Origin of the sequence: Pseudonocardia petroleophila, assembly GCF_014235185.1 — a bacterium.
In the GTDB taxonomy this organism is placed as follows: Bacteria; Actinomycetota; Actinomycetes; order Mycobacteriales; family Pseudonocardiaceae; genus Pseudonocardia; species Pseudonocardia petroleophila.
On sequence record NZ_CP060131.1, the window covers coordinates 954,814 to 979,189 of the forward strand.

Below are 24,376 nucleotides of genomic sequence, written 5' to 3' on the forward strand. Positions count from 1 at the left end.
CTCGGGCGCAGGTCGGTCAGCGGGGAGCGAGGAGGGCCCCGGCCCGGGGGGCGACCGGGTCGAGGCCGAGGTCGGTGAGGAGGCGCCAGACTGTCGCCGATGCCGCGGAGACGACCGGGATGTCGAACTGCTGCTGAACGGTGTCGAGCACGGCCAACGAGGGCATCTGCACGCACGCGCTCAGCACCAGCGCGTCCGCGCCGCGGGTGTCCACCTGCTTGGCCAGCCCGACGAGCTGCGATGGATCGAGGCGGCCGACGGCGAGATTGTCCGCGACCTCCAGGCTGATCGAGTCGGTGACCTGGACACCCTCATGCTCGATGTACTCGCACACCGTGGCCGTCAGCGGGCGCATGTAGGGCGCGAGCACCGCGATCCGGCGGGCCCCGAGATGGTGCAGCGCCTGCACCAGGGCACCGGCCGAGGAGACGACGGGGACCGCCTCGCCGGACTCGGCCTCGGCGGCGGCGGCCAGCTTCTTCTGCGAGTCCCGGTGGTATCCCAGCCCCTGGGCCATGATCGCGACGAGGCAGGCGTAGGCCATCACGTCGACGCGGGCGTCGGACAACTCGACGGCGCACCGGAGCGAGTCGGCGTCCATCGCGGCGAGCTCGGCCGGGTCGACGTGTTTCATCCGCATCCGCGACGAGTGGAAGGTGAACCGCTCGGGACGGATCTCCTCGCGAGCCCGCAGGATCGCCGGGATCTCAGTCTCCATGGTGGTGTTCGAGCTCGGCACGATGAGCCCGACCCGGTACTGCGACATGGGGTGTCCTTCTTCGGTAGGGGTGTCGTTCGGCGATCCCGGCGGTGTCATCGTCCGGCGGGATCAGCCATCGGCGGGACGGCGGACCCGTCCGCCCGGCCGCGCGATCCCGCGGATCGACAGCCCGGAGTCGGCGGTGAGCATCGATCCGGTCATCGCCTCCCCGTCGGCCGAGGCGAGCAGGGCGAACACGCCCGAGTAGGCCTCCGGGTCGGGGACCTCCTGCAGCGGGAGCGCGGCGCGGGTGCCGTCGAGGACGGAGTCGCTCGCGCCCTGGCCGAGCGCCGCCGTTCCGCGCAACCGGGTCGGTGCGACCCCGGGGGCCACCCCGTTCACCCGGACGTCAGGGGCCAGCTCGTAGGCGAGCTGGCGGACCAGCCCCAGCACTGCGTGCTTGGAGGCCGTGTAGAGGACACCGCCGCCGGCGGCGTTCGCCCCGGCGAACGAGCCGGTCAGGATGATGCTGCCGCGGGCCGCGATCAGGTCGTCGAGACTGGCGCGCACGCCGAGCATCAACGCCAGCACGTTCACCCCGAAAAGCTCCTCGAACGCCGGAGTCAGCTGCGGTCCGGGGATCTCCTCCAGGGGACGGGCCGCGTCCGTGATCCCGGCGTTGCCGACGAACACGTCGATCCGGCCCCACCGTTCGCGGGCCGCCGCAGCCACGGCCTGGTTGTCCTCCCACGACCGCACATCGGCGACCATCGGCAGGACCGAGTCGCCGAGCTCGTCACCCAGCCGGTGCACGGTGTCGGCGACGTCGACGGCGACGACCTTGGCCCCCTCGGCCACGTAGCGGCGAACGACGGCGCGGCCGATGCCCCCGGCCGCACCGGTGAGGATGGCGACCTTGCCGTCGAGCCTGCCGTCGCGTTCGCCTTCGGGAAGGCCCATCGGATCATCTCCGGTCAGGATGGTCGAGGATTCGATTCATGTGCATCCACAAGTGTGTGCACTATGCGAGGATCGAAGCGCACCGCGCCGCACACGTCAATGGGTTGCGCCGCTCCAAGTTGGATGCAAAACTGTGCACACTCTAGGAGGTGAGTTCGTGACTCTCACGAAGACCCGTGTCCCGGTGGGCAGCGCCCTGCACAACGAGGTCGTGGAGTGGCTCTATACCGAGGCCGAGCTGCTCGATGACGGGCACGAGGCCCAGTGGCACCAGGAGATGGTCAGCAGGGACATCGTGTACCGGGTCCCGCTGCGGCAGACCGTCGAGCGGGCGCGCGGCAAGGGCTTTGCCGAGGGCACCTACCACCTGGACGAGACCTACGGCTCGCTGGGCAGCCGGGTCTTGCGCAACCAGACCCCGTACGCCTGGGCGGAGGACCCGCCGTCGCGGATCCGGCACTTCGTGACCAACGTGCGAGTTGCCGAAGCCGACGAGGACGCTGTTGCCGTCCGCTCGAACTTGTTGATCATGCGGACCCGGCAGGAGCAGACCCAGCCCCAGATCTTCGCCGGTGAACGCCAGGACCTCCTGCGTCGCGAGGAGGGCGTGCTGCGGCTCTTCCGCCGGACCGTGCTGCTCGATCTGACGGTCATCGGCACGCACAACCTCGCGATGTTCTTCTGAGCCGGACCGGCTTCCTGCGCGCCCGACGATCCTTCCCCGAGGAGAGGCCATGACCACCACGAACCCACAGCACGAGAGTTCGGCCGCCGGCTGGACCGCCGACGAGGTGCTGCACAAGCTCGACGACGGCCTGCCCCAGGGCGAGATCCCCGCCGCGCTGTTCGGCAACGCCGATGTCTACGACCGGGAGCTGCGGTCGGTCTTCGGCCGCTGTTGGGTCTTCCTCGGCCACGAGTCGGAGATCCAGGCCAAGGGCGACTATGTACTCCGCAGGATCGGCGAGGACAACTTCGTCGTCGTCCGCGACGAGGACGGCGGGATCAACGTCCTGTTCGACGCCTGCCGCCACCGCGGGGTGCAGGTCTGTCGTTCCGACTCCGGCAACACGTCGCACTTCCGTTGCCCGTACCACGGCTGGACCTACAACACGAAGGGCAACCTGGTCGGGGCGCCCCTGTGGCGCAACGCCTTCGGCGGCATGTCCAAGGAGGGCAACGGGCTCAGCCCGGCCGCCCAGGTCGCTTCCTACCACGGGCTCATCTTCGCCACCCTCGACGCGACCGCCCCATCGTTGGAGGAGTACCTCGGCGGGATGACCTGGTACCTGGACCTCGTCTTCGGGCTCAACTCCGACGGCATCGAGGTGCTCGGCCCGCCCCAGCGCTTCGTCATCGACGCCAACTGGAAGTCCGGCGCGGACAACTTCTCCGGCGACGACTACCACCTCGGCACGCTGCACCGCTCGGTCTGGGAGATCGGCGCGTTCCCGGTGCCGTTCCGGGAGAACATGCTCGGTTACCACGTCCAGGCCTCGCCCGGACACTCCCTGTCGTTCTCGATGGCGCCCACCGAGGACGAACCGGGCCCGAAGTTCTTCGGCTACCCCGAGGACCTCGCGGCGACCTTCGACACGAGCCGGATCAGCGAGCACCAGCTCAACGTCGCCCGGCGCTCCCGGGTGTTCGTCGGGAACGTGTTCCCGAACTTCTCGATCCTCGCGCTCCCGATGACGGAGGACGGCAGTAGCCACCCGCCCACCGGCATCCTCACGATCCGCACCTGGCAGCCCAAGGGCCCAGGTCAGGTGGAGGTGTGGAACTGGTTCTGTGCCTACAAGAACATGAGCCCAGAGCAGAAGGAGCGCACCTACCGCGCGGGCCTGGGGACCTTCTCCATGGGCGGTTCCTTCGAGATGGACGACACCGAGCCCTGGATCACCGTCAGCCGCACCGGCCGTTCGGTCGCGGCGGAGGTGCTCGACTTCTCGCTGAACTACCAGATGGGGATGCCCGGGGTCGGCATCGCCAAGCAGGTCGACGATTGGCCGGGCCCGGGTATCGCCTACTGGACCCGCTACGAGGAGGGCGTGCAGCGCAATCTGTTCTCCTTCTACTCCCGGATGATGCAGGCCGCCCCCGGGCAGTGGCCCGACCTGCGGTTTCCCGAGTGAGCGGGCCGGAGTGGATCGCTGAGGTGCGCGAGCGCTACACCAGTGGCGGCCTCGCCGGCCGGCTGCGCCCCGGTGCGCGGCCCGCGGTCGTGGTGATCGACCTGATCCGTGGGTTCACCGATCCCACCTGCCCACCCGGCTCAGATCTCGACGCCGTCGTTGGGGCGACGCGCCAGGTGCTCGACGCGGCGCGCGCCGCGACGGCGCCGGTGCTGTTCACCAGCATCGCGTTCACCCCCGACGAGCTGGACTCGACGCTCTGGCTAACGAAGATGCCCGCGATGCGTGTGCTGCTCGCGGAGTCGCCCTGGGTGACGGTGGACGAGCGACTCGCGCTGCGGCCGGACGAACCGGTCGTCGTCAAGCGGGCGGCGTCCGGCTTTAACGGGACCGACCTGGCCGCGCGGCTGGACGCCGCCGGAGCGGACTCGATCGTCCTATGCGGGGCAACCACCTCCGGTTGCGTGCGGGCGACCGCGATAGACGCGTGCGCGCTGGGCATCCCCACCTTCGTCCCGCGTGAGTGTGTCGGCGATCGGGCGGCGGGTCCACACGAAGCCAATCTGCTCGACATCGACGCCAAGTACGCCGACGTCACCGACCTGAACCACGCGCTCGAGCTTCTCCGGATCCCCTCCCCCGCGGGGGCCGGCCGATGACCACCGGCACACTCGACCCGACGGCCGCCGCCGGGCACCACCCGTCGATCACGCCGCGGTTGGCCGTCCCCGGCACCGCCCGGGGCCCGCTGGCCCTCGCCGAGGAGCGGGCGCTGGGCACCTATACGCCGCCGCAGGTGCCCGACGTCGTTGCCGCGCTGGCCGAGGCGGACCTGCGCGGACGTGGCGGCGGGGCGTTCCCGGCCCACGTCAAGTGGGCGGCCGTCGCAGCGGGGACCGGCCCGCGGGTCGTCGTCGCCAACGGCGAGGAGGGCGAACCCGCGTCGGCCAAGGACCGCTGGCTGCTCACCCATCGCCCGCATCTCGTGCTGGACGGGCTCCTCCTCGCCGCGCGCACCGTCGGCGCGGAGCGCACGGTGGTCTATCTCTCCCATCCCGGCACGGTGCAGGCGATCGAGCAGGCGCTCGACGAGCTGCGGGACGCCGGTGGGCTGCCCGGGGACGTCCGGATCGACGTACACGTGGTCGCCCACAGCTACGTCGCGGGTGAGGAGACCGCCGCCTGCCGCGCGATCGACGGTGGTCCCGCGCTGCCCGTGGCCAAGCCCCCGCGGCCCTTCGAGAGTGGGGTCGGCGGCGCCCCCACCCTGGTGAGCAACGTCGAGACCCTCGCCCACGCCGCCTGGATCTCCCGCAACGGCGCCGCGGCCTACCGGGAGGTCGGCACCGCGGCGTCACCCGGCACGACGCTGGTCACCCTGAGCGGTGCCTGCGCCCGGCCCGGCGTCTACGAGGTGCCGTTCGGGCTGTCCGTCCTCGACCTGTTCACCTCGGTCGGAGGCGGGCTCACCAGCGAGCCGTCCGGCTACGTCATGGGCGGATGGTTCGGCGGTGTGCTGGCGCCGCAGCGCGCCGCGGTCGGCTGCTGCTACGACGCGGTCCGCATGATCGGGTCCGGGCTGGGCTGCGCAGCGATCACCGCGCTGGGCGCGACGGAGGACCCGGTCGTCATCGCCGCGGACATCGCCGCCTGGTACGCCCGCGAGACCGCCGCTCAGTGCGGGGTCTGCGTCCGCGGCACCGCCTCGATCCGGGACGCGCTCGGCAGGTTGCGGGACGGAACGAGCGCCGGCACCGAACCCGATGATCTCGCCCGATGGGGCGCCGGCCTCTCGCGCCGCGGTGCCTGCGCCTTCCTCGACGGCGCCGCCACTCTCGCCCGAACAGTCGTCGCCGAGTTCCCGGTCCGCGTGGCCGACCGGGCGCGCTCGGCCCACCACCACACCCCAGGAGACCCCTCATGAAGGCCTACGTGGACTCCACGCAGTGCTCTGGATACGGCACCTGCGCCGAGGCCTGCCCCTCGGTGTTCTCGCTCGACGAGTGGGGTTACGCCGCCACCGAGGCCGACGGCGCTGTGCCCGCCGACGCCGAGGAACAGGTCCGGGTGGCCGCCGCCGGATGCCCCGAAAAAGCAATCCGGTACGAGGACTGACCGCCGTGGACATGGAACTCGCGGGCAGCGTCGCGCTCGTCACCGCAGCCAGCAAGGGTATCGGCAGGGCGATTGCCGAGCGCCTCGCCGCCGAGGCGGCGACCGTGGCACTCAGCTCGCGCGACGCGGGCCGGGTCGAGCAGACGATCGCCGAACTGGGTCCGCTCGCCGGCGCCCTCCACGCTCATCCCGCCGATCTGTTCGACCCGGCGGCAACTGAGGCGCTCGTACCCGGTGTCGTCGCCGCGCACGGGCGGCTCGACGTAGCGGTGCTGAACACTCCCGGCCCGCGCATCGCACCCTTCCTCGACACCACCGACGCCGACTGGGCCGGCGCCTACGACCTACTCGTCCGCCCGGTCGTGCAACTCGCCCGGGCCGCAGCCCGGCAGATGGTGCAGCAGGGTGGGGGCAGCATTGTCTTCCTCACCTCGACCTGGGTCCGCCAGCCCGCGCCCGGCGGGGTGCTCTCCGCCGCGATGCGGTCGGCCCTGTCGGCCACCGCGAAGCAGATGGCCCTGGAGCTGGCCCCAAACGGTGTTCGGGTCAACCAGGTGATGCCAGGGGCGACGGGAACCGGGCGGATGGAGGCAATCCTGGCTGCCAAGGCCGCCGCCAACTCCAGCTCCCGGGACGAAGAGCTGGCCAAGGTCGTCGACAACATCCCACTCGGCCGCTGGGGCGAGCCCGCCGAGATCGCCGACGCCGTCGCGTTCCTCAGCTCGCCGCGATCGGCCTTCATCACCGGCTCGACGCTCGCCGTCGACGGCGGAGCCATCCGCTCCGTCTGACCATTTTCACGAAGGGACGCACCACGCAATGCCGAAGACACTTCGCGAGCTGTTCGTCGATCAATTCCACCTCTGCGGCGTGCAGGCGAACGAGACGATCGGGGTGATCAGCGAGCTCGGGCAGAAGACCGAGTACGTCGAGGCCGCCGTCGCCGCCGCACGCGACCTCGGGGCCGGGGCACTCGTGCTCACCGCCTCGAGCCTGTCCAACCCGATGCTCCCGCCCTACTCGGCGGACGGCCGCGAGATCGCCGCGCTGCTCGCCGGCGCCGGCGAATGCGACATGGTGGTCGACGTGACCGTCGGCGGCCTCATCCACTCCGACGTCCGGACGCGGATCACCGGCGCCGGAAAGCGCATGCTCTTCGTCGCCGAGCCCCCCGACGTGCTCGAGCGCCTGATGGGCTCCACCGAGCTGCGGTCCGTCGTCGAGACCGGTGGGAAGCGCCTCAAGGCCGGCACCACCCTGAAGGTGACCAGCAGCGCCGGGACCGACCTCACCGCGGACATCTCCGGCTCGGAGCTGCCGGTGACCCACCAGTGGGGTTACGTGGACGAGCCGGGGCGCTGGGACCACTGGCCTAGCGGCTTCGTAGCCTGCTTTCCGCACGACCGCACGGCCGAGGGCACGCTCGTCCTGCAGCCCGGCGACGCGCTCGTCCCCTGGCAGCGCTACGTGCGCGAACCCGTCACGCTGACCGTGGAGAAGGGCTTCATCACCGACGTGACCGGCGGTGCGGACGCCTTCCTGCTGCGCGACTACTTCGAGAGCTGGGAGGACCCGGAGGTCTGGGCACTGTCGCACATGGGCTGGGGGATGCTCCCGGTCGCGCGCTGGTCGGCGTTCGAGGTGTACGACCCGCGCTCGCTCTACGGCCAGGAGCTTCGCTCCACGGCCGGGAACTTCATGTGGTCCACCGGCTCGAACCGCTTCGCCGGCCGCGAGACTCCGGCGCACCTCGACATCCCCATGCGCAACTGCACGGTCACGATCGACGACGTCGCCGTCGTGCGCGACGGCCGACTCACGGAGGGCTGATCGTCATGGACTCGAAGATCCTCGAGCGCGCCATCCTCACGCTTGCGGGCGACCCGGACCTGCTCGACAGGTTCCGGGCGGAGCCTGCCACGGTCGGGCCCGAGCTCGGGCTGGACGCCGAGTGGGCCGGGGTGATCACCAGGGGCGACCGGGACCGGCTCCGGTCCGCCGGGCTCGGCGACGGCATCACCATCCTGGTCAGCCGCTGGTTCGCCGACGACCTCGGCGACTCGGCGAGTACCGGCCGATTCTCCGTCGAAGCTGGCGGCGAGCTGCCCGATCCCGACGTGCCGTCGAACCTCGTCTTCGCCGGGGGCTGCTCGCACGTGCCTGACCTGCTGGCCCGCCCCGAGATCGACCCTGCTGACGGGGTGGACCGTCTGACGGCAGGATACCTGCGGTTGGCCGCTGACCTCGCTGCCGCGGAGCCAGACATCATTCTCGTCACCGCGGACTGCCACTTCCAGAGCTTCACCACCGGCGCCACGGTCGTCGGGACGGGATCGGCGCACACCGGGTCCATGGCCTTCTTCAAGCGCCCCGACCTGGACCTGGAGTTGCAGGGCGACCCGACCTTCGCCCGAGCGATCGTCGACGCCGTCCGCGCGGAGGGCCTCGAGGTCGAGGAGTCCACCCGGATCGAGCTCGACCACGGCCTGATCGTGCCGCTGCGGATGCTGCTGCCGCGGCCGGACATCCCTGTCGTGCCGATCATCACCCAGCCGGCGCGCGGATTCTCCCCCTTCGGCTCCCGGGCCTTCGGCGAGGTCCTTCGCACCGTCGTCGAGTCGGGCAAGCGCCGCGTCGCCATGCTCGCCACCGGGGGCCTGTCGCACTGGCTCGACCCTGGCAAGTTCGGCCACGTCGACGAGGAGTTCGACACCTACCTGCTCGAGATGCTCAAGGCCGGCAAGGGCCTCGAGCTCGGCAACCTCGAGCCCTACGCCTTGCTCGACCACGGCCAGTACGAGTTCCCGAACTGGCTGATCATGCTCGGGCTGGTCGGGCCCGGGATCCGTGGCGACGTCTACGCCTACGAACCGATGCAGGCTTCCGGCGGTGGCTGGACCGTGGTCAACATGCCGCTTCCACGGAAGGTGCCCGCAGGTGTCTAAGCGGGAACGGGCCGCGAGTCTGCGGATCGGGCTGACCCAGTGGCGCCCGACCCGGGACATCGCAGCCAACCTGGCGACGGCGACCGACCTGGTCGCCGCCGCCGGGCCCGGCGCGGATCTGGTGCTCCTGCCGGAGAACGGCCTGATGCTCGGCAGCAACACCGAGATGCGCGAAGCGGCCCTCGCCGTCGATTCGCCGGAGATCGACGAGCTGCGCGCCGCCGCCGAGACGGCCCGGACCGCAGTGGTCCTCGGCGGCTTCAAACACCGCACCGACGACGGACGGATCACCAACACCGCCCTGGTCATCGGCTCGGACGGGGAGATCGCGGGCAGTTATGACAAGATCCACTTGTTCGACGCGCGCATCGCCGGGACGTCGTTCGAGGCATCCTCGGTGGAACAGCCCGGGGCCCGCCCCGTAATCGTCGAGATCGAGGGCGTACGCGTCGGCCTTTCCATCTGCTACGACGTACGGTTTCCTGAGCTGTACCGCGGGCTGGCACTCGCCGGGGCCGAGGTGATCCTGGTGCCGGCGGCGTTCACCCACACGACCGGGAAGGCACACTGGGAAGTGTTGCTGCGCGCACGCGCCATCGAGAGCGCCGCATTCGTCGTCGCGTCTGCCACGATCCGGGGCACCGACGGCACGGACGCGTTCGAGACCTACGGCCACGCGCTGGCTGTGGACCCATGGGGCGAGGTGCTCGCCGACCTCGGCGAGGCCGCCCCCGCCTGGCAGGTGCTCGAGCTTCCCCTGGCCGAGGTGCACCAGGTCCGCGACCGGCTCCCGGTCCTGCGTGGCGTCCGTCCAGAGGCAACGGGCGCGCCTCCTGAGATCATCCCGGTGCGCTGACATGCTCGAGGGAAGGAACAAGGACGTGCATGAGAACCAGGACGACGACGGCATCGTGCGGGTCGGCGAGGCCTTCGGAATCGGTAACGAGTTCACCGGGGTGCAGGTCCGCAAGGTGTGGACCCGGCAAGGTGAGCGCCTGGAGCTGACCGTCCCGCGCACCGAGCGTCGCATCCTGCTCGACGCGATGCAGCTGGAGATCATCACCGCGCAGGACCCCGAGAAGTTCAGCGAGCTGTTCGCCATTCAGTTCGAGGCTCACGAAGGACCGCAGCCGTGACCGGGGTACGGGCGGGCAACACGGTAGACGAGATCTACCACACCCTGCGTGAAAGGATCATCGACGGCGTGTACGCGCCGGGGGTCCGGATGTCGCAGAACACCCTGGCCGCCGAGTTGAGTGTCAGCCGGACCCCGCTCCGGGAGGCGCTGCAGCGCCTGGAAGGCGACGGCCTGCTCGTCTCCAAGGCCAACCGCGGGATGCAGGTCGCTCCGACCGATGTCGGGCAGGTCGAGCAGCACTACGCGATCCGGCTCCTCCTCGAGCCGCCGACGATCGCCGCGATCGTGGCCGATCTGGCCGAGGCTGACCACGCGAAGATGGCCGCGGAGCTCGACGCCATGGAGGTCTACCGGAACCGGATCCGGGACTTCCAGGAAGCGCACATGCGCTTCCACGAGTTCTGTATCAACCACTATCCACCGGCCCTCGCCGAGCTCACACACACGCTGCACCTGAAGATCTACCGGCACCAACGGCTCTACCTGTCGCGGCCCGAGGTACCCGAGGACTTCACCAACGTCGATCGGATGTTCCTGGACGCCATGCGCGCAGGGGATGCCGAGCTCACCCGGCAGCTCCTGGAGTTCCACCTCATCGACGCCGCCATCGGTCTGGTGTCAGACGGCGCGCCGGACCACCGCTACGACGCCCTACTTGTGGCGGCCCGGGGGGTGGGCATCACACTCGGGGTGGAGGCCGACAACACGGCGAGGCGTCCGGCGTCGATCTCCTGGGTGAGGAACGGCGCCCACACCATCCCCTCCATCACCACTGCGAACCTCGTCCACAGCGCCGACGCACGACCGGACCAGGGCGACTGACGAGCTAGGCTTCAGCCACCAGAGGACAGCCGGGGTCGGGCGGCGGAGGTTGGAGGGTGGCTTCGCGGTGTGCCATACGGAGGGGCCGGAGCGCCACCGGTACGGCCGATAACGCGCTCGCCCCGCCATCCGCGTGGAATGTCTTGTGGAACGAACGAGGGGACTGGGCGGATTCCCTGAGGAACGTAGAGCGAACCTGGAGCACTGGTAGAGCTGCTTAGGGCCCCGCAGTTCACCCAGTCTACCGGCCTCCTAAAGCGGGTGCCGCAGGTTCGAATCCTGCCGGGGGCACACAGGTCACGGCCTCGCGCCGCAGGTCAGGCCGCTCGACGTGGAGCTATACGTGGAGCGAGCCTGCTACCGTCGCTCCATGCCGGGGTCCTCGAAGCGTCAGCGGGGCGAGATCGAGAAGCTGCCCAGCGGCTCGCTGCGGGTCCGCGTCTACGCAGGTCTTGACGCTCTGAGCGGCAAGCGCAACTACCTCGTCGAAACCGTCCCCGCAGGCCCGAAGGCTGCCGCGGAGGCCGAGAAGGTCCGGCGCCGGCTGGTGCACCAGGTTGACGAGCGCCGCAACCCGCGCACCAAGGCGACGGTCAACCAGCTGATGGACCGCTACCTCGAGCTGCTCGACGTCGAGGAGACCACCCTCGACCGGTACGAACAGACGATCCGCGTTCACATTCGCCCGCTCCTCGGGCACATCCCGCTAGCCAAGCTCGACGGCGAGACGATCGACAACCACCAGGCGATCCTCCGCCGCTGCCGCACCCATTGCGACGGCCGGCCATTCATGGAGCACGCCGTCAGCGGCTCCCACGAGTGCTCAGAGAAGTGCCGGGCGCACGTCTGCCGCCCGCTGGCGACCTCGACGATCCGCAAGGTGCACTTCTGCCTGAGCGGCGCTCTCGGCCGCGCTGTCCGCTGGCGCTGGATCACGGTCAATCCCCTCGACCAGGCGGAGCCACCCCGCGGTGGCCGCTCCGACCCCAACCCCCCAACTTCCGATCAGGCCGCAGCGATCCTCAACGCCGCGTTCCCGGACTTCATGTGGGGCTGCTTCCTCTGGCTGGCCATGACCACGGGCGCCCGGCGCGGCGAGCTCTGCGCGATGCGCTGGGACCTCCTTGACTTGGACCGCGCCGTCCTGACGATCCGCAGCAGCATTGCTCAGCAGGGCACACGTACCTGGGAGAAGGACACGAAGACCCACCAGCAACGCCGGATTGCGCTCGACGACAACACGGCCTCCCTGCTGCGTGCCTATCGTCAGCTATGCGAGCAGAACGCTGCAGCGGTCGACGTCACGATCGCAGAGGACGGGCGATTGTTCTCCGCGTCCCTCGACCACCGGGTGTGGCTTCGACCCTCATCCGTCTCGAATCGCTACGCCCGGATGTGCGGGCGACTCGGCTGGGACATGCATCTTCACCAGCTGCGCCACTATTCCGCCACCGAACTGATCGCCGCGGGTGTAGACGTCCGCACCGTGGCCGGTCGGCTCGGACACGGCGGCGGAGGTTCGACGACGCTGCGCGCCTACACAGCCTGGGTCGCCGAAGCGGATCAACGAGCGATGAAACTTGCCGGAGTTCGAATGCCGCCGCCGCCCATCAGTAATCATACTATTGAAACAGCAGGGCTTTCGACGACACAGCCTTGCCGCAGTAGCCCCTACCGGCGGATAGCCAAAGACCTTAGGTCCGCTATTGCATGTGGCGCAATCACGGCAGGCTACACTTTGCCAACAATCACCACCTTGCAGCAGCGCTACGGAGTATCAGCAGGAACGGCTCACCGCGCCATCGCTCTACTCAAGACAGAAGGACTTATCGCGACGACTAGGGGCAAGCGCGCTGTCGTTACCACTCCACCGGCACGAATACACGATAAGCAGTTCAGTATAGACGCCCGGCCGGTCGAGCAGCACAGCCCCATCAGAAGGCGACCTCGGCAGTAAGTAGACGGTCCAATGACCAACCGAGCTGTGAACATCAGGAGGCTGAACTATGGATTGCGAGAAACTTCCTGAAGAAGCGCGATGGCAGTACGTTGCAGTTACATTCGGCACCATCGAAGATGCCCCCTCGTCAACTGGGTCACGGCTGGTGATCGACCAGATTCGTCACGATCTCAAGAAACAAGGGCTATCCGATAACGTCATTCACGAGGTGGCCACATATGCCCTTCTGTCGGATCTCGCTGGCGGCGATCCAACGGACGAACTGTCGTCGCTCGTAGCTGATGTCGCCTCGCACGGATTCGCGACAATCGGTTATGCCGTTCAATTCATCATCGAGAACTCTGACTGGATAGCGGCCGCTGCGACGAGCGGCATCATTGGAAATCGAACCGATGCAGCGATTCTATCGATCGTCCGGCGACTTCAGAAGCAGCGAACCATTCGAGACCTTCCGGAACTGACTCTGCAGAATGCAACAGTAAACGCCCGGCACGCAATAATTCGCACGTTCTCACTACCACGGACAGCCAGGTTCAGCCCGCAGGGGCAGGAGCAGCAGCCGGACGGTTCGTGGATACTGACATTCCATTGCTGGACTGGTCGCACCGTCGACGCCGAGGAACACGATGGATGGCGATACTCCGCACACGTGCTACATATTTCGGACACCGAACAATCGGAGCGCGGACGATTCGCCGCAACTCGGGTGAAGCGTGTCCGATCCTGACGACCGCAAAAGTACTCAGGTCCACAACTTTCTACTCCGAGCAACATCGACAACCTCTGAGTTGCGCAGCCGCCAAGATCCTTCGCTCACATACAAGTCCCACAATGACGAAACATTATACTTGTCTCTCAGCTTCTCCACCATGGCGGCTCCAGCGACCCAGGAGTGCGAAACGCTTTGCACTCTTTCTAGGTAGTCCATTCCCATGTACCAGTTGCAGGAAAATGCATGAGAGGCACCCCGCAGCAGCCAAAATGAACAATCGCTCGGTGAATCTTGGGAACGAATATCTGCGACCAGCAGATCGATCCAGCAGGCCAGATCATAATAGCCTGCTGCGACAAATCCCTCAGACAGCGCCATAAGCCGGTCGCGCAGCTGTTGCACCTCTGAATCACCTGCGTCACGTGATCGTGCTACCGCGCATCGACAGGTCACAACGTCTAGGTGCCCTTGCAAGTAGACCGCACCGGTACCGAAAGCTGCCTGGGCGCCTACCTCTAATGCATCCTCGGCGCCTGAGAGATCTTGTTCCTCCAGTCTGGCCTCGGCCAACAAACGAGCAGAGTCTGCTAAGAAGTATGAATGATTCAGTGATGCGCTAACATTCATCGCCCGCTCCGCATACGAACGTGCCTCAACCAGATTGCCTCTGCGTCGCTCGAGCATGCTTGAGTTCTGCAGGCAAACAGACAACATCTCCGAATTCCCCGTGAGCTCACTAAGCTGACGCCCTCGTTCTAGCATCTCAGCAGCTCTGTCTAGGTGTCCAGCAGCTGCATAAACCCCGCCAAGATGCCCAATCGGGTAACATTCACCCACCGGGCTCTTCAACGCAACCCACCTATCCCGGCAATTCAGAAGTGATTCTTCTGCGACTCCCCATCGCCCCGCATGCCAGGAGAAGTAGCCGATGCTATTCAAGGCATAACCAGAACTTACAGGATCAGGTTGCGACCCATCCCCGCGCGAAAGCATCTCTTTCACGGCGACTAGTGCGTCATCAAATCGTCCAAGTCTATCCAGCGCAAGACCCACTATTCCGAGTGAACGATTGTAGAAGTTTTCTTTTCCCATCTCATCATTAAGAAGCATGCTTTGGCCAGCGACGGTGATTGATTCCTCATAGCGGCACAGATACCATAGTGCGACGCTACGTTGATAGAGCAACTCAGCCATCAACTCGCGATCCGAATCCACGCCAGGCGTAGCTAAGAGCTCCTCATAGGTTCGCTCTGCCGCAGCGAAATCAAATCGTTGACGGTACAATGATCCTTCATAGAATCGAATCCAACTTTCGGGCAGAGCACCTTCAAAATCCGCCTCATACGCCACCTTAATAATCGACTCACATAGTTCCGGCTTGATCGCCAGCGCCGCTGAGGAAAAGAACGACCTAAGGGACTTGAAGCCTTCAGGAGGATCCGACGAGAGAACATGATACAACCACTCGATGAAATACTGGTCATCATCTACATTCAGACGTCGACGCGCCGCGTAGAACGCTGCAGCGGAGCTATGCAGGCTAGCGTGAAGTGTGGGCTCCTGCCGCCGCAAGTCTCTCAGAATGAAGTCCCGGACGCTGTCATGCACCGCATAGCCGTACCGATCATGCTTCATGAACCGTGCTGCAAGCATGCTTATGATCGCAGCTTCATCACCGAGGTTAAAGGCATTCAGAGTCTCGCGATTAAACCTACGAAACACAGCGAGTCTCTGGAGGGCAGTTCGGTGCTCAGCGGAGAGCTCCCCGAGAAACACTGCAATCATTCTGTCTACGACGAACGCATCAACATCTTCGTCCTGCTGCAGGACACCGAGCGAGCCAGCGCTCTCGACGGCCAGCTCAAGGGCAAGCGGGATCCCAGCGGAAGACCGCGCTATTCTGTCCCTCAGAGAGTCTTCGCGAACACCGGCAATGCTTAAGTACTCCTGCACTTCAGCCGCAGTGAGCGGGCCAAGCTCGTAGATCTTTACTCGACCGGGTGGCGGCTGCCAACTGGGCGGAATGTCGTTTCGTCCAGCAGTAATGATCGTGATGCCACGGATCAGAGGAAGAAGATCCCTCCAGAGCCATTCTCCAAGATGCGCTGGAATCTTCTCGGTGCGATCGAGCAAGAACAACGAGCGTGAAGAAGCACCTTCCACATCCGAGCCAAACGCATCTGCCATCACATTCAACGGACTTAAGAAGAAGCTGCGATCGTCCGCATCGAGAGCCGCATAGATGGATAGGAGGCTATGCTGATCCACTCCTGCCAGGCCAATATCAACACTCTCAGGAACGTCGTAATGGGACATCTGAAGTTCATGACGCTTAGATACAAACACTACAGCTGATTGACTTAACTTCGGATTGCGCAATAGAACCGCCTCAATGCGCTCATACCGAGCGCTCGCCTGCGCATAGGCAGAGAACGCAAACTCTCCAATCGACTGAAGCGTCTGCGCTAGCCTACGCAGAAGGTCGAGCGGACTGCGCACAAAAGCCAAATCAATGTATGCCGGACTCCGCCCCAGGGATCGCGCGTCCATCGCCAATTGCTGAAGAAGCGACGACTTCCCAATACCACCATGCCCGATAATATGAAGCGGAGTCGACCCCTGCCCGCCGGCAATCCTCTCAATAATAGCTTGCTTTAGCTCAACTCTGCCAACAAAGAACGTCGACTCGCTCGCTTCTATGGCTCTCTTCCTTGTCTCGCCCCTGGCAGAAGCGCCTAATGCGCTAGAGAAGCTTTCAGCACCCACATCATTGGCATTCGGCCGACTAGTTATGACACCGATGAGGGCGTCAGCATCAATGAGTTGCGCCACCCGCGAAGACTCGTCTCGGTCCGCTTCTACTACCATTCCCACGACGATCTCCTGGTTCTCATCGAAAACCGCTGCGCCGCTGTAACCGCGTTGAATGCGATGGCCCGAAATTCTGGTACCGTCGAACTGCATTCGCCCCCCGGGTTGAGAGCCAGAGATCGTTCCTCGTGCCCACTCTCCATCGGGGTGACTCACGGAGAGTCCTCCTGGCTGCACAATACTGCGGAAACCATACGCCTTTACCGCTGCCCCCGGTCTCGGCGTACCGAGCATCGCAGGTTGCACTCCCTCAGGAGCTTCCCCGGCGAGCTGTATGACAGCAACATCTGCAGCCAGCGACGGCCTCAACCTAGATCGACCACGCGGCGTATAGCGATTTCGGTCGACTATTCCGTCGCGATAGACCGTTTCTCCCTGAAACGGAAAGGCGACGCGCACTACAGCGCCTGACCCTCCCCGATGCCAGTTGACGCCAAGTACGTCATCCAAAACATGGGCGCACGTTACAACTTCTTGAGATGAGACTAGTATTCCCATGCCAAACACAAATGGGCGATATCCCTGTTGGGCTCCAGGGACCACCGCGCATACTCCATCTACGTCGGTCCCCACAGAATCCTCCAAAGAAGCCAGTGTCGAGCCACCAAAACACGAACAGCGGAATGATGAGGCAGGTACCTATGCTGTGAAGCGGCGTATACTATCTTAGCGCTGCTACCTGGGCAACCTCTGACGAATGGTGGCCATACTGCGCGCGACAGGCACTTCGGGCTCCGGCAAAGCGAATTATCGGCCATCTGCCTCCCGTCATCTTGAGGTCTCCGATGCCGAAACGCTATGAAGGTCCACGGATGACTTAGACAGCCAATAGAAATAATGGCCTTACCGACTTTATCTGGACTGCCGGACTCCACTTGATCCGTGACACGCTTGCTTCACTTGATGGGCGTCGCTCCCGTCCCTGGGTCTGCTGCGCGCGACCCTCGTCATGCGGGAGGGCTCGGGCTGATGCCCGTGGAGGCAGGCGTCGTTTCACGCCGTCATGGAGGCCCTGTCCGGCGCTGGTGGTCGAGGCGGCCGAGCGCGACGCGGTCTTGCGCAGATCCGTGCACCACTGGGTGCACCGCTACCGCGAGGAGGGACTGGCCGGGCCGGCCGACAGATCACAACGTCAGCACCAGCATCTCCTAGCAGATCGCCCGGGAGATCGAGCCACGATCTGCGAGCTCCGCCGCAACCACTACCGCCGGGGGCCGCGCCAGCTGGGCCACGAGCTCGCGCGCAGCGGCGTGACGCCGGAGCCGTGTTGCGAACGTGTGCCGCGGGCAGGGCCAGAGGGGTGCGAGCTCGACGAGGTGATCGCGCTGGGCATCGACCACGACACCGCCCAGGTCATCGTCGACGGCGCCCTGACCCGCAGCACCGCGCTCGTCCTCACTCCCGGCCCAACGCCACCGGCCCCCGCGCCGCCCAGATCGCAGGCACGCCACTCCAACCCGATCAGTGCCGACCCGGAACCAGCAGCGCGCCTCCTCCGGCGGCATCACGCAGGTAATCAGGCAAGGCGTCCCCGTCGGGCTCCGCCACGCCGGCCGCATCGTCACCATCGAGATCAGCGACACCGTCGTGCGCGTGTTCGACGAACACCGCCACACTCTGATCACCCATGTCCCCGCACCAGTACCGTCGCCCATCAGTTGAAACCGGCCTGTCCCGCATCGACTGGAACTCGACACGACTTCGTCGAGTCCTACTTCTTACCTAAATGCGAAGGAGGTACGCAGCACGCCGTACCGGACCAACTAGCACGCTGGCGCCCCAACGTTGCTTGTAGCGAAATAGCGTCTCCGAGGTACCATATCCCAGATCGACGACTTCCATACCACATTCTCTATAGTGATCGATGAAGTTCCAATATACTGAATCAGAGGCCCCGGCCATAGACTTCCTAAAAAAGGCCCAGCGCGCCACCACAACGCCGCTTGACATCACCCGGCAAATCTGTGCTCCCCCGATCTCGCCGTCACGCATCGCGACAAAGGTTGCAGCGTCTTCGTAGAGGTCCTCCCTCAGTGCGAGCCGCATACGTTGACGTTGGGGAACAGGTATCCCAGGGTTACCCAGATATGGCTCCATGAGACTGCTCAGAATATCGCCTCCGACGAACCCGAGGTGGTACGATACCTGGAATTTTCCAGAGGTCGCTCGCCTAAAGTTTCGGTGACGCGAAAGCCGATTCATATCAAGCGACGCAAGGTCAATCTGAAGTATCGAGTCATAAGGCCTTGCGACTGAAACCTGCTCTACTCTCCAGGGGCCTTCTCGCGGCGGCTCGTATAGCTGGAGGCCCCAGACCTCGAGTCGTTCTGGGTCGAAAGTGCTAGTGATACAGCGGACCGCATCTTCGATCTCGACATTATCGCCAGCGTCCTCGGTTAACAGTATCGTGCAAAGTGATACGGTGTCACCTGAGACGAACGCAAGGAATCGGCCGATCTTGATTGGTTCACCTAGCCACGCAGACATAACAGGCAAATCATGGTCTGTCGTCCAGCCACAACGCGACACCAAAGCGGAAAGATCAGATGAATCGACGAGATTGCTCACCATAAGCTATCCAGCTCGTCAAAACCCGCAACCGGTGCCTGGAGGATACCAAGACCGACGTCGTCTCTTGCCAGGCCAGCACGACGGGCATGCGTGTCGAGCGCGCGGACGACGTCCTCCGCCCAATGCCTCGGCCGTCTGCCATCAGCGAAGAGCGCCTGTGTCCAGAGTGCCGCTATGCCCGCTACGTGCGGGACAGCCATGCTGGTACCGCTCATACGCGCCAGGCCTCCGCCAGCACGAGCAGATTCGATCGCGACGCCGGGCCCAGCGTAGGCGCAACCAGTATTCGAGAACGGTGCGATCTTAGCTTCGCCGCGGCCAGTCACGCCGACGGCTCCCACCGAGAAGAATCCTTTGGTACCCGCCGGCTGAACCGTCCCGACAGTGAATCGGAGGTCGACCTGACGCAGGCTGTTGTTGCCGGAAGCGGCGAACACGAGTGGACGGGAGCTACTCGCAGAGAGGAAGGCGCTTAGATGGTCGAAAAGGCGAATATTTGCCTGGTACGCTTCTAGAGCGCGTGACGTCGCGACGACCAGCGGATAGTCCTGAGCAAGAAATAACTCAACAATCTTGCTGAAATCCATGCTTAAAGACATTACTATTATGTCTGCCCCGCAGTTTACTGCCCACTGCATTGCTCTTACAAGTGCGCCTGTTGTCCCGCCACGGTCATCAATGACCTTCCCGATTATCGGTCGAGCTATTCCTGGCGCAACACCTATACGGGCTGCATCAACATCTCTACCTAGTACTGTTCCTAGGACGTGCGTCCCATGACCGTTAGAATCACGTACATTATGGACATCACTCTCTGAGCTAGAGGTGACGATGAAGTTCCGCATCAACTCTGACTCGAACGCTACCCCGTTGAACGCAAGGTGCTCGCAGTCAACGCCGGTATCGAGCACGGCAACAGAGACGCCTTTGCCGCTGTAGCCGCACGAATCCAGACCGCTTGCCTTGAACGCCCACGCTGGATCGTCAACCGGGGACGAATCACCTCCGTCGGTCTGAGGCTCTACCAACTGCAGGCTCACCTCTGGCGCAACCTCGAGCACGGCGGGGTCCGAAGCGAGCTCCGCTTCCTCCCGCCTGTCCGCATCCACTACCGAAACAGCCCAATCCAAGTCCGCTCCATGAACGCTTACAGGCTCAAGGAACGGGTCACCTGCGCCGTCTGATCGGAGCACTACGTACTTCATTACTGGTCGCCTCGACCCAGTGCTTCGCTATGGTCGCCATCGCCAACGGCGTCGAGAATGGCGAGCTCAACGGCTTCCGATGCGGCCGTCCCAAGCAGCGAGATTGAGCAATGCAATTCTCCGTCGATCGGTCCCGCTGCGAATATAGCGTCTCCATCGACGTCGGTATGCGAAGGCCTGATCACGCGGGCAATGCCGTTCTGTGCAACCGTGGCCACGCGATTAGCATTCTCCTTCGTCAGAACGGCATTTGTGCAGACAACTCCGATCGTAGTGTTCTTGAAATCAAATGCGCTGAGTCCGACCGATCCGCGCTTCTGACATTCGTAGGTGTTGACGAAGTTCCCCAAGTTGTCACGAGTGCCTGCCAGGATCCTGTTCGATGAGGGACAAACAACATCTCCGAACGCATTCACAACGACTACTGCACTTACCTTCACGCCACCGGGAAGAGAGACTGTTGCGGTACCCAAGCCGCCAGGGGATGCCCCTCCGATACCGAACAGCTTGCCTACCGTTGCACCCGTACCGGCGCCTACACGGCCCCGCTCGAATGGCCCACTTTTCGCGGCCATACACGCTTCTACTCCCATCTGAACATCTGGCCTGATCGATGAGCTGCCTATGGAAAGGTCGTATATGACCGCTGCGGGAACGATTGGGATGCGCGCCACCTTTACGTCGAACCCGCGGCCGATTGACTCCAGATGGCGGGCTACGCCGCTAGCTGCCTCCAAGCCAAATGAGCTTCCGCCGGTCAGTAGGATCGCATGAACTTCAGGCATCACCGAAGTTGGCCTCAGCAAGTCGGTGTCCTTAGTCGAGGGATTCGCTCCTCGTACATCTACACCGGCCACTGTTGGAGTATCAAACACTACAACTGTACAGCCAGTCATACTCTGCTTATCTGTGACGTGTCCCAAGCGAACGCCTTCGATATCGGTTAACACGATGCTCCCCTCGCTACAGACGGTTCATTCGTAAAGCTAAGTTGGTCTTCCACGTCCGGGAGGGCACTTGCGCAGCAGCTGCAGCCAAGGGGCCCAATCGAGTCGGTAGTGCCCACACCCTGTCACGCCGCAGCCCCTTCGATCGGACGCTGGCGCAGTAAGGGCGGAGCCACTCGGTGAAGTGGCCCTCGGCTCCAATCCCGCAGCGGCCATGCTACTTCGGAGTCGAGTACTGGTTCCGAAGCAACTGCCGCCTGACCTTCCCGGAGTCGGTACGAGGGATCTCGCTTACCGCGACGACTCGATCTGGCTGCATCTCGGGTGGGAGGCCTGCGTGCAGGAGGCTGTGCAACGAATTATAGTCGAGGGCTTGCGCGCGGACGGAAACAAATAGCCAAATCTTCTCGCCATAGTAGTCGTCTGAAACCCCGACGGCCGCCGCTTCGGCGACCGTACTCTCCAGGGTGGCAACTTCTTCTATGTCTGCCGGCATGATAGTCAGCCCACCCTTAATTATCACATCCTTCTTTCGGCCGACTATCTGCAAATAGCCTTCCGGGTCTATTGATCCTAAGTCTCCAGTCTCTAGCCATCCATCCTCGTCAACAGTCAAGTTGTAGGAAGCTGCGTCGCCTCCGACGTACCCAAGCATCGTGTACTCGCCTCTGATGAAGACCTCGCCTACCTGGTCGCTACCAAGACGCTGACCGAACTCGTCACGAACTTCAATTTCATTTCGGCGTAGTGCTATCCCGACTGTCCCCAGGCGCCTGGCGGCCGGGCGCTCAACCGATGAGAAGCAAGTTGCTTCACTGAGTCCGTACTCCTGCAGCACTTCGACTCCGTACATCTCCTGAAAAAGAATGAGATCAGCGGCCTTAACTGGGGCTGCGCCGCAGATGAAGTATCTCAGGGAAGCGAGTCGTGGAGCTTGATTCGGAGGCAGCCGCAATAGAGTGTGGATTATGGTCGGAACGACATCGACGTAGTTGACCCCGAACTCTTCAATCTGGCCCCACAGACGTGAGAGGGCCGTGATATTGTACTGGCCGCCACAGATAATCGTACTGCCAGTCACTACCGGAACGAGGATGTTCGCGATCTGCGCATTCGTGTGATGCATCGGGAGCAAGCCAAGCAGTCGGGCGCTTGATATACCTACTGCTGCGGCGAAGTCGGTAGCATTGGCCAACATTCCTGACGCTCCCAGTCGAACCCCTTTAGGTGTTGAGGTTGTGCCGGAGGTGAATAGCGTCACTGCGTTCCCTGCAGTTTGTCGCCACTTCGTTTGAGGAACGACGCCGCGGTTTAGCGCGACACGCGACACTGCAGCGGCATCAATCAACGGAACTTGTGACGAGATTGTTCGGTCGGCGACTACAGCGCCCGCTCCCGCCATTTGCGCTATACGATCAATGGCCGAAGCCGTCGAGGCGGGGCTACATGGAACGACGCACACACCGGCGCGAAACAAGGACAAGTAGACCAGCGTAAAGAGGTACTGATCACTAATACTCAGGATCACGCAATTCTTATCCTTCATTAGGGCCGATGTGACGGATGTCGCAATTGCGCTAGTACGGGCTTGCAGCTCGCCGTAGGTTATCGACACCCCAGTACAGGCATCAATCGCAAATAGCTGGTCCGGTCTGGTTGCATGAATTATTCTATCGAGCTCCTCCAGCTCGGTGGTCCTAGGCATCATTGCCTCGCTTCTCGATCAGCTGCTTTTTGGCGAGAACCATGTCCGCGAGGTCGTAGACGGAGGAGAAGTTGTCGTACGTAATATCCTCTATACCAACGCGCACCTTGAAAACATTCTCGATGAACTTCGCAAGTTCCACTATCTCCAGGGAATCGAGTTCATTTACGAGGCTGGCTGCACGGTCTGCGATTGCCCCGTCAGCAAATCCCATTAAGATCTGAATAACGGGTTCGCGAGTATCGCTATTCTGATCAGTCTGCGCGGGCCGGTCTGGGCCATTGCTCATGGATTCTCACCGCCAGTGGCTCCAGAGTTCTGACCAAAGTGATGATCTAAGCACTCTTCTCCCGGACGGGTAGTCAATGAGCGCTCCAGATCGGGAAGCAGTTTGACTGCCACGGTCTCGCCAAGAATCTCCAACGCTGTGTGCCAGATCGATTCGCGTACTGCCTGCTGAATGCTCACCTCAGTTTGATTGTTGGGCCGCCTCACACTCTCTGTCCTGCAAGCACAGGAAGTTTGACTTAGAGTGTTCACAACGCTGCGGCTCCGCGTAGCCACGAATTCATCAAGTAGCCCTACGACCTGCCGGTAGCATTGCGGGCACGTGAAGGGGATCCGGCTACTCTTTCGAATACTTGTCGCTTGGTTGAAATAGTATGGTTTGTGCCAAGCGACAGAAACGCAGCTTAGCTCGTCCTCATTGAGTTGTTCAAGCACGCTGATTAGGCTCCAGAGTGACGGAGGCCGAAATCTATCGTTTTGCCATAACCAATGAGTGAGTGTCCCCACCTTGATACTCGTCGGGAAAATGTAGCAATCTCTGATGCCGATTTCAAGTAGCCAGCGGATTGACCGGACGCAATCCGAGATCGATTGGCGTTCCGATAGGAACGGGGCGCCTAGAATCAAGTTGGTCGAGAGGGCGATATCATACCTTGTAGCGCTTGCAAACGCGTTGAGAAGGGTGCTCGTCGGAAGGTCCTTATTAAAGACGTTTCTTCTCACCCATGGATGCGCCGATTCGACTCCGCATACAACTTTTAGAGGTATGTCCGGCATTAGCTCACGGAAGCGACTTAATACCTCATCCGTGACGTACTGAGCTTGCGCCTCGGTTTCGAAGCCGGCGAGCGGTAGCTCCCTAGCCATCGCAAGTATCTGGTCTAGCGCGTGGGCGGGTACCTCACCCTCGTCAAGCAGGCTGCCCGACGGGTTAATAAGAAGTTTGTCTCCTGCCTGTAAGCCGGCTTCACCCAGCGCGCTGGCCACACTCTGAACCATCTCGTCAGTCCCCACCTTATGGTGGCGACCGTAGTTGCACATCGTGCAGCCACCCTGCAGGAAGTACCTGCATCCTGCAGTCTTAAACCAGACTTCGACAAGCCTGCAACCCTTATCTACGGCCTCTCGAACAGTGTACGGACGAAGGGTCTTCGGTGAGTCCCTTATCAGTTTGGCCGACATGGCGCCGAGCATCTCGTTGTAATCGTGTGATCGAATGTACAACGCTACCCCCGCATGGGTGTGGCCAGGCTTCATGTATCGACCTAAGTATGAGGACTGTACTAAGCGCTTGTCGACATG

At 63.5% G+C, this 24,376-nt stretch carries 22 protein-coding genes; 13 read left to right on the forward strand and 9 right to left on the reverse strand.

What is annotated here, in order from left to right:
- Positions 1-16 precede the first annotated feature (16 nt).
- Together H6H00_RS04695 and H6H00_RS04700 are read right to left on the reverse strand one after the other, a co-directional pair.
- Positions 17-766, reverse strand: a complete 750-nt coding sequence (locus H6H00_RS04695; RefSeq protein ID WP_185720128.1) for a maleate cis-trans isomerase family protein — start codon at positions 764-766, stop codon at positions 17-19.
- A gap of 63 nt (positions 767-829) precedes the next feature.
- Positions 830-1,660, reverse strand: coding sequence for an SDR family oxidoreductase (locus H6H00_RS04700; RefSeq protein WP_185720129.1), 831 nt, complete (start codon positions 1,658-1,660; stop codon positions 830-832).
- A gap of 157 nt (positions 1,661-1,817) precedes the next feature.
- Here H6H00_RS04700 and H6H00_RS04705 point away from each other — a divergent pair, with 157 nt between their 5' ends.
- The 13 genes from H6H00_RS04705 to H6H00_RS04765 all read left to right on the forward strand — a co-directional run bounded on the left by H6H00_RS04705 (position 1,818) and on the right by H6H00_RS04765 (position 13,502).
- Complete coding sequence (locus tag H6H00_RS04705) at positions 1,818-2,345, forward strand: aromatic-ring-hydroxylating dioxygenase subunit beta (protein WP_255425575.1); 528 nt, start codon at positions 1,818-1,820, stop codon at positions 2,343-2,345.
- Positions 2,346-2,394: 49 nt separating this feature from the next.
- Positions 2,395-3,795 carry an aromatic ring-hydroxylating oxygenase subunit alpha gene (locus H6H00_RS04710; RefSeq protein ID WP_185720131.1) on the forward strand — a complete coding sequence of 467 codons (1,401 nt, stop codon included), beginning with the start codon at positions 2,395-2,397 and terminating at the stop codon, positions 3,793-3,795.
- Positions 3,792-4,454, forward strand: coding sequence for an isochorismatase family protein (locus H6H00_RS04715; protein ID WP_221775794.1), 663 nt, complete (start codon positions 3,792-3,794; stop codon positions 4,452-4,454). Before H6H00_RS04710 ends, H6H00_RS04715 begins: the two co-directional genes overlap by 4 nt.
- Positions 4,451-5,719: an NADH-ubiquinone oxidoreductase-F iron-sulfur binding region domain-containing protein gene (locus H6H00_RS04720; protein WP_185720132.1), complete on the forward strand. Its 1,269-nt coding sequence runs from the start codon at positions 4,451-4,453 to the stop codon at positions 5,717-5,719. Before H6H00_RS04715 ends, H6H00_RS04720 begins: the two co-directional genes overlap by 4 nt.
- On the forward strand, positions 5,716-5,910 hold the full coding sequence (locus H6H00_RS04725) for a ferredoxin (protein ID WP_185720133.1): 195 nt from the start codon (positions 5,716-5,718) through the stop codon (positions 5,908-5,910). The genes H6H00_RS04720 and H6H00_RS04725 overlap by 4 nt, the downstream gene beginning before the upstream one ends.
- A gap of 11 nt (positions 5,911-5,921) precedes the next feature.
- On the forward strand, positions 5,922-6,701 hold the full coding sequence (locus H6H00_RS04730; RefSeq protein WP_185722166.1) for an SDR family oxidoreductase: 780 nt from the start codon (positions 5,922-5,924) through the stop codon (positions 6,699-6,701).
- 28 nt (positions 6,702-6,729) lie between these two features.
- Entirely contained in the window at positions 6,730-7,740 is a 1,011-nt protein-coding gene (locus H6H00_RS04735) for a 2,5-dihydroxypyridine 5,6-dioxygenase NicX family protein (protein ID WP_185720134.1), read from the forward strand.
- Between the two features lie 5 nt (positions 7,741-7,745).
- Positions 7,746-8,855 (forward strand): DODA-type extradiol aromatic ring-opening family dioxygenase, encoded by a 1,110-nt coding sequence (locus H6H00_RS04740; RefSeq protein WP_185720135.1) that lies wholly within the window; start codon positions 7,746-7,748, stop codon positions 8,853-8,855.
- The gene (locus H6H00_RS04745) at positions 8,848-9,711 is read left to right on the forward strand and encodes a nitrilase-related carbon-nitrogen hydrolase (RefSeq protein ID WP_185720136.1); all 864 of its coding nucleotides are present in this window, start codon (positions 8,848-8,850) and stop codon (positions 9,709-9,711) included. The genes H6H00_RS04740 and H6H00_RS04745 overlap by 8 nt, the downstream gene beginning before the upstream one ends.
- Position 9,712: 1 nt before the next feature.
- Positions 9,713-9,991, forward strand: coding sequence for a hypothetical protein (locus H6H00_RS04750; RefSeq protein WP_221775796.1), 279 nt, complete (start codon positions 9,713-9,715; stop codon positions 9,989-9,991).
- Positions 9,988-10,815, forward strand: coding sequence for a GntR family transcriptional regulator (locus tag H6H00_RS04755; protein WP_221775797.1), 828 nt, complete (start codon positions 9,988-9,990; stop codon positions 10,813-10,815). Before H6H00_RS04750 ends, H6H00_RS04755 begins: the two co-directional genes overlap by 4 nt.
- A gap of 370 nt (positions 10,816-11,185) precedes the next feature.
- Positions 11,186-12,772, forward strand: a complete 1,587-nt coding sequence (locus H6H00_RS04760; protein WP_185720137.1) for a tyrosine-type recombinase/integrase — start codon at positions 11,186-11,188, stop codon at positions 12,770-12,772.
- Between the two features lie 148 nt (positions 12,773-12,920).
- Positions 12,921-13,502 (forward strand): hypothetical protein, encoded by a 582-nt coding sequence (locus tag H6H00_RS04765; protein ID WP_185720138.1) that lies wholly within the window; start codon positions 12,921-12,923, stop codon positions 13,500-13,502.
- Between the two features lie 15 nt (positions 13,503-13,517).
- Here H6H00_RS04765 and H6H00_RS04770 read toward each other — a convergent pair whose 3' ends face one another.
- The 7 genes from H6H00_RS04770 to H6H00_RS04800 form a co-directional block, all read right to left on the reverse strand.
- On the reverse strand, positions 13,518-16,856 hold the full coding sequence (locus H6H00_RS04770) for a trypsin-like peptidase domain-containing protein (RefSeq protein ID WP_255425806.1): 3,339 nt from the start codon (positions 16,854-16,856) through the stop codon (positions 13,518-13,520).
- A gap of 963 nt (positions 16,857-17,819) precedes the next feature.
- A complete protein-coding gene (locus tag H6H00_RS32155) occupies positions 17,820-17,972 on the reverse strand; it encodes a hypothetical protein (protein ID WP_255425576.1) in 153 nt (50 codons plus the stop codon).
- A 950-nt stretch (positions 17,973-18,922) separates the two neighbouring features.
- Positions 18,923-20,134, reverse strand: coding sequence for a S8 family serine peptidase (locus H6H00_RS04780; RefSeq protein ID WP_185720141.1), 1,212 nt, complete (start codon positions 20,132-20,134; stop codon positions 18,923-18,925).
- On the reverse strand, positions 20,134-21,084 hold the full coding sequence (locus H6H00_RS04785; RefSeq protein WP_185720142.1) for a P1 family peptidase: 951 nt from the start codon (positions 21,082-21,084) through the stop codon (positions 20,134-20,136). Before H6H00_RS04785 ends, H6H00_RS04780 begins: the two co-directional genes overlap by 1 nt.
- Before the next feature lie 214 nt (positions 21,085-21,298).
- Positions 21,299-22,789, reverse strand: coding sequence for a class I adenylate-forming enzyme family protein (locus H6H00_RS04790; RefSeq protein WP_185720143.1), 1,491 nt, complete (start codon positions 22,787-22,789; stop codon positions 21,299-21,301).
- Complete coding sequence (locus H6H00_RS04795) at positions 22,779-23,075, reverse strand: hypothetical protein (RefSeq protein ID WP_185720144.1); 297 nt, start codon at positions 23,073-23,075, stop codon at positions 22,779-22,781. Before H6H00_RS04795 ends, H6H00_RS04790 begins: the two co-directional genes overlap by 11 nt.
- Positions 23,072-24,331 (reverse strand): hypothetical protein, encoded by a 1,260-nt coding sequence (locus H6H00_RS04800; protein WP_185720145.1) that lies wholly within the window; start codon positions 24,329-24,331, stop codon positions 23,072-23,074. The genes H6H00_RS04795 and H6H00_RS04800 overlap by 4 nt, the downstream gene beginning before the upstream one ends.
- Between the last annotated feature and the right edge of the window lie 45 nt (positions 24,332-24,376).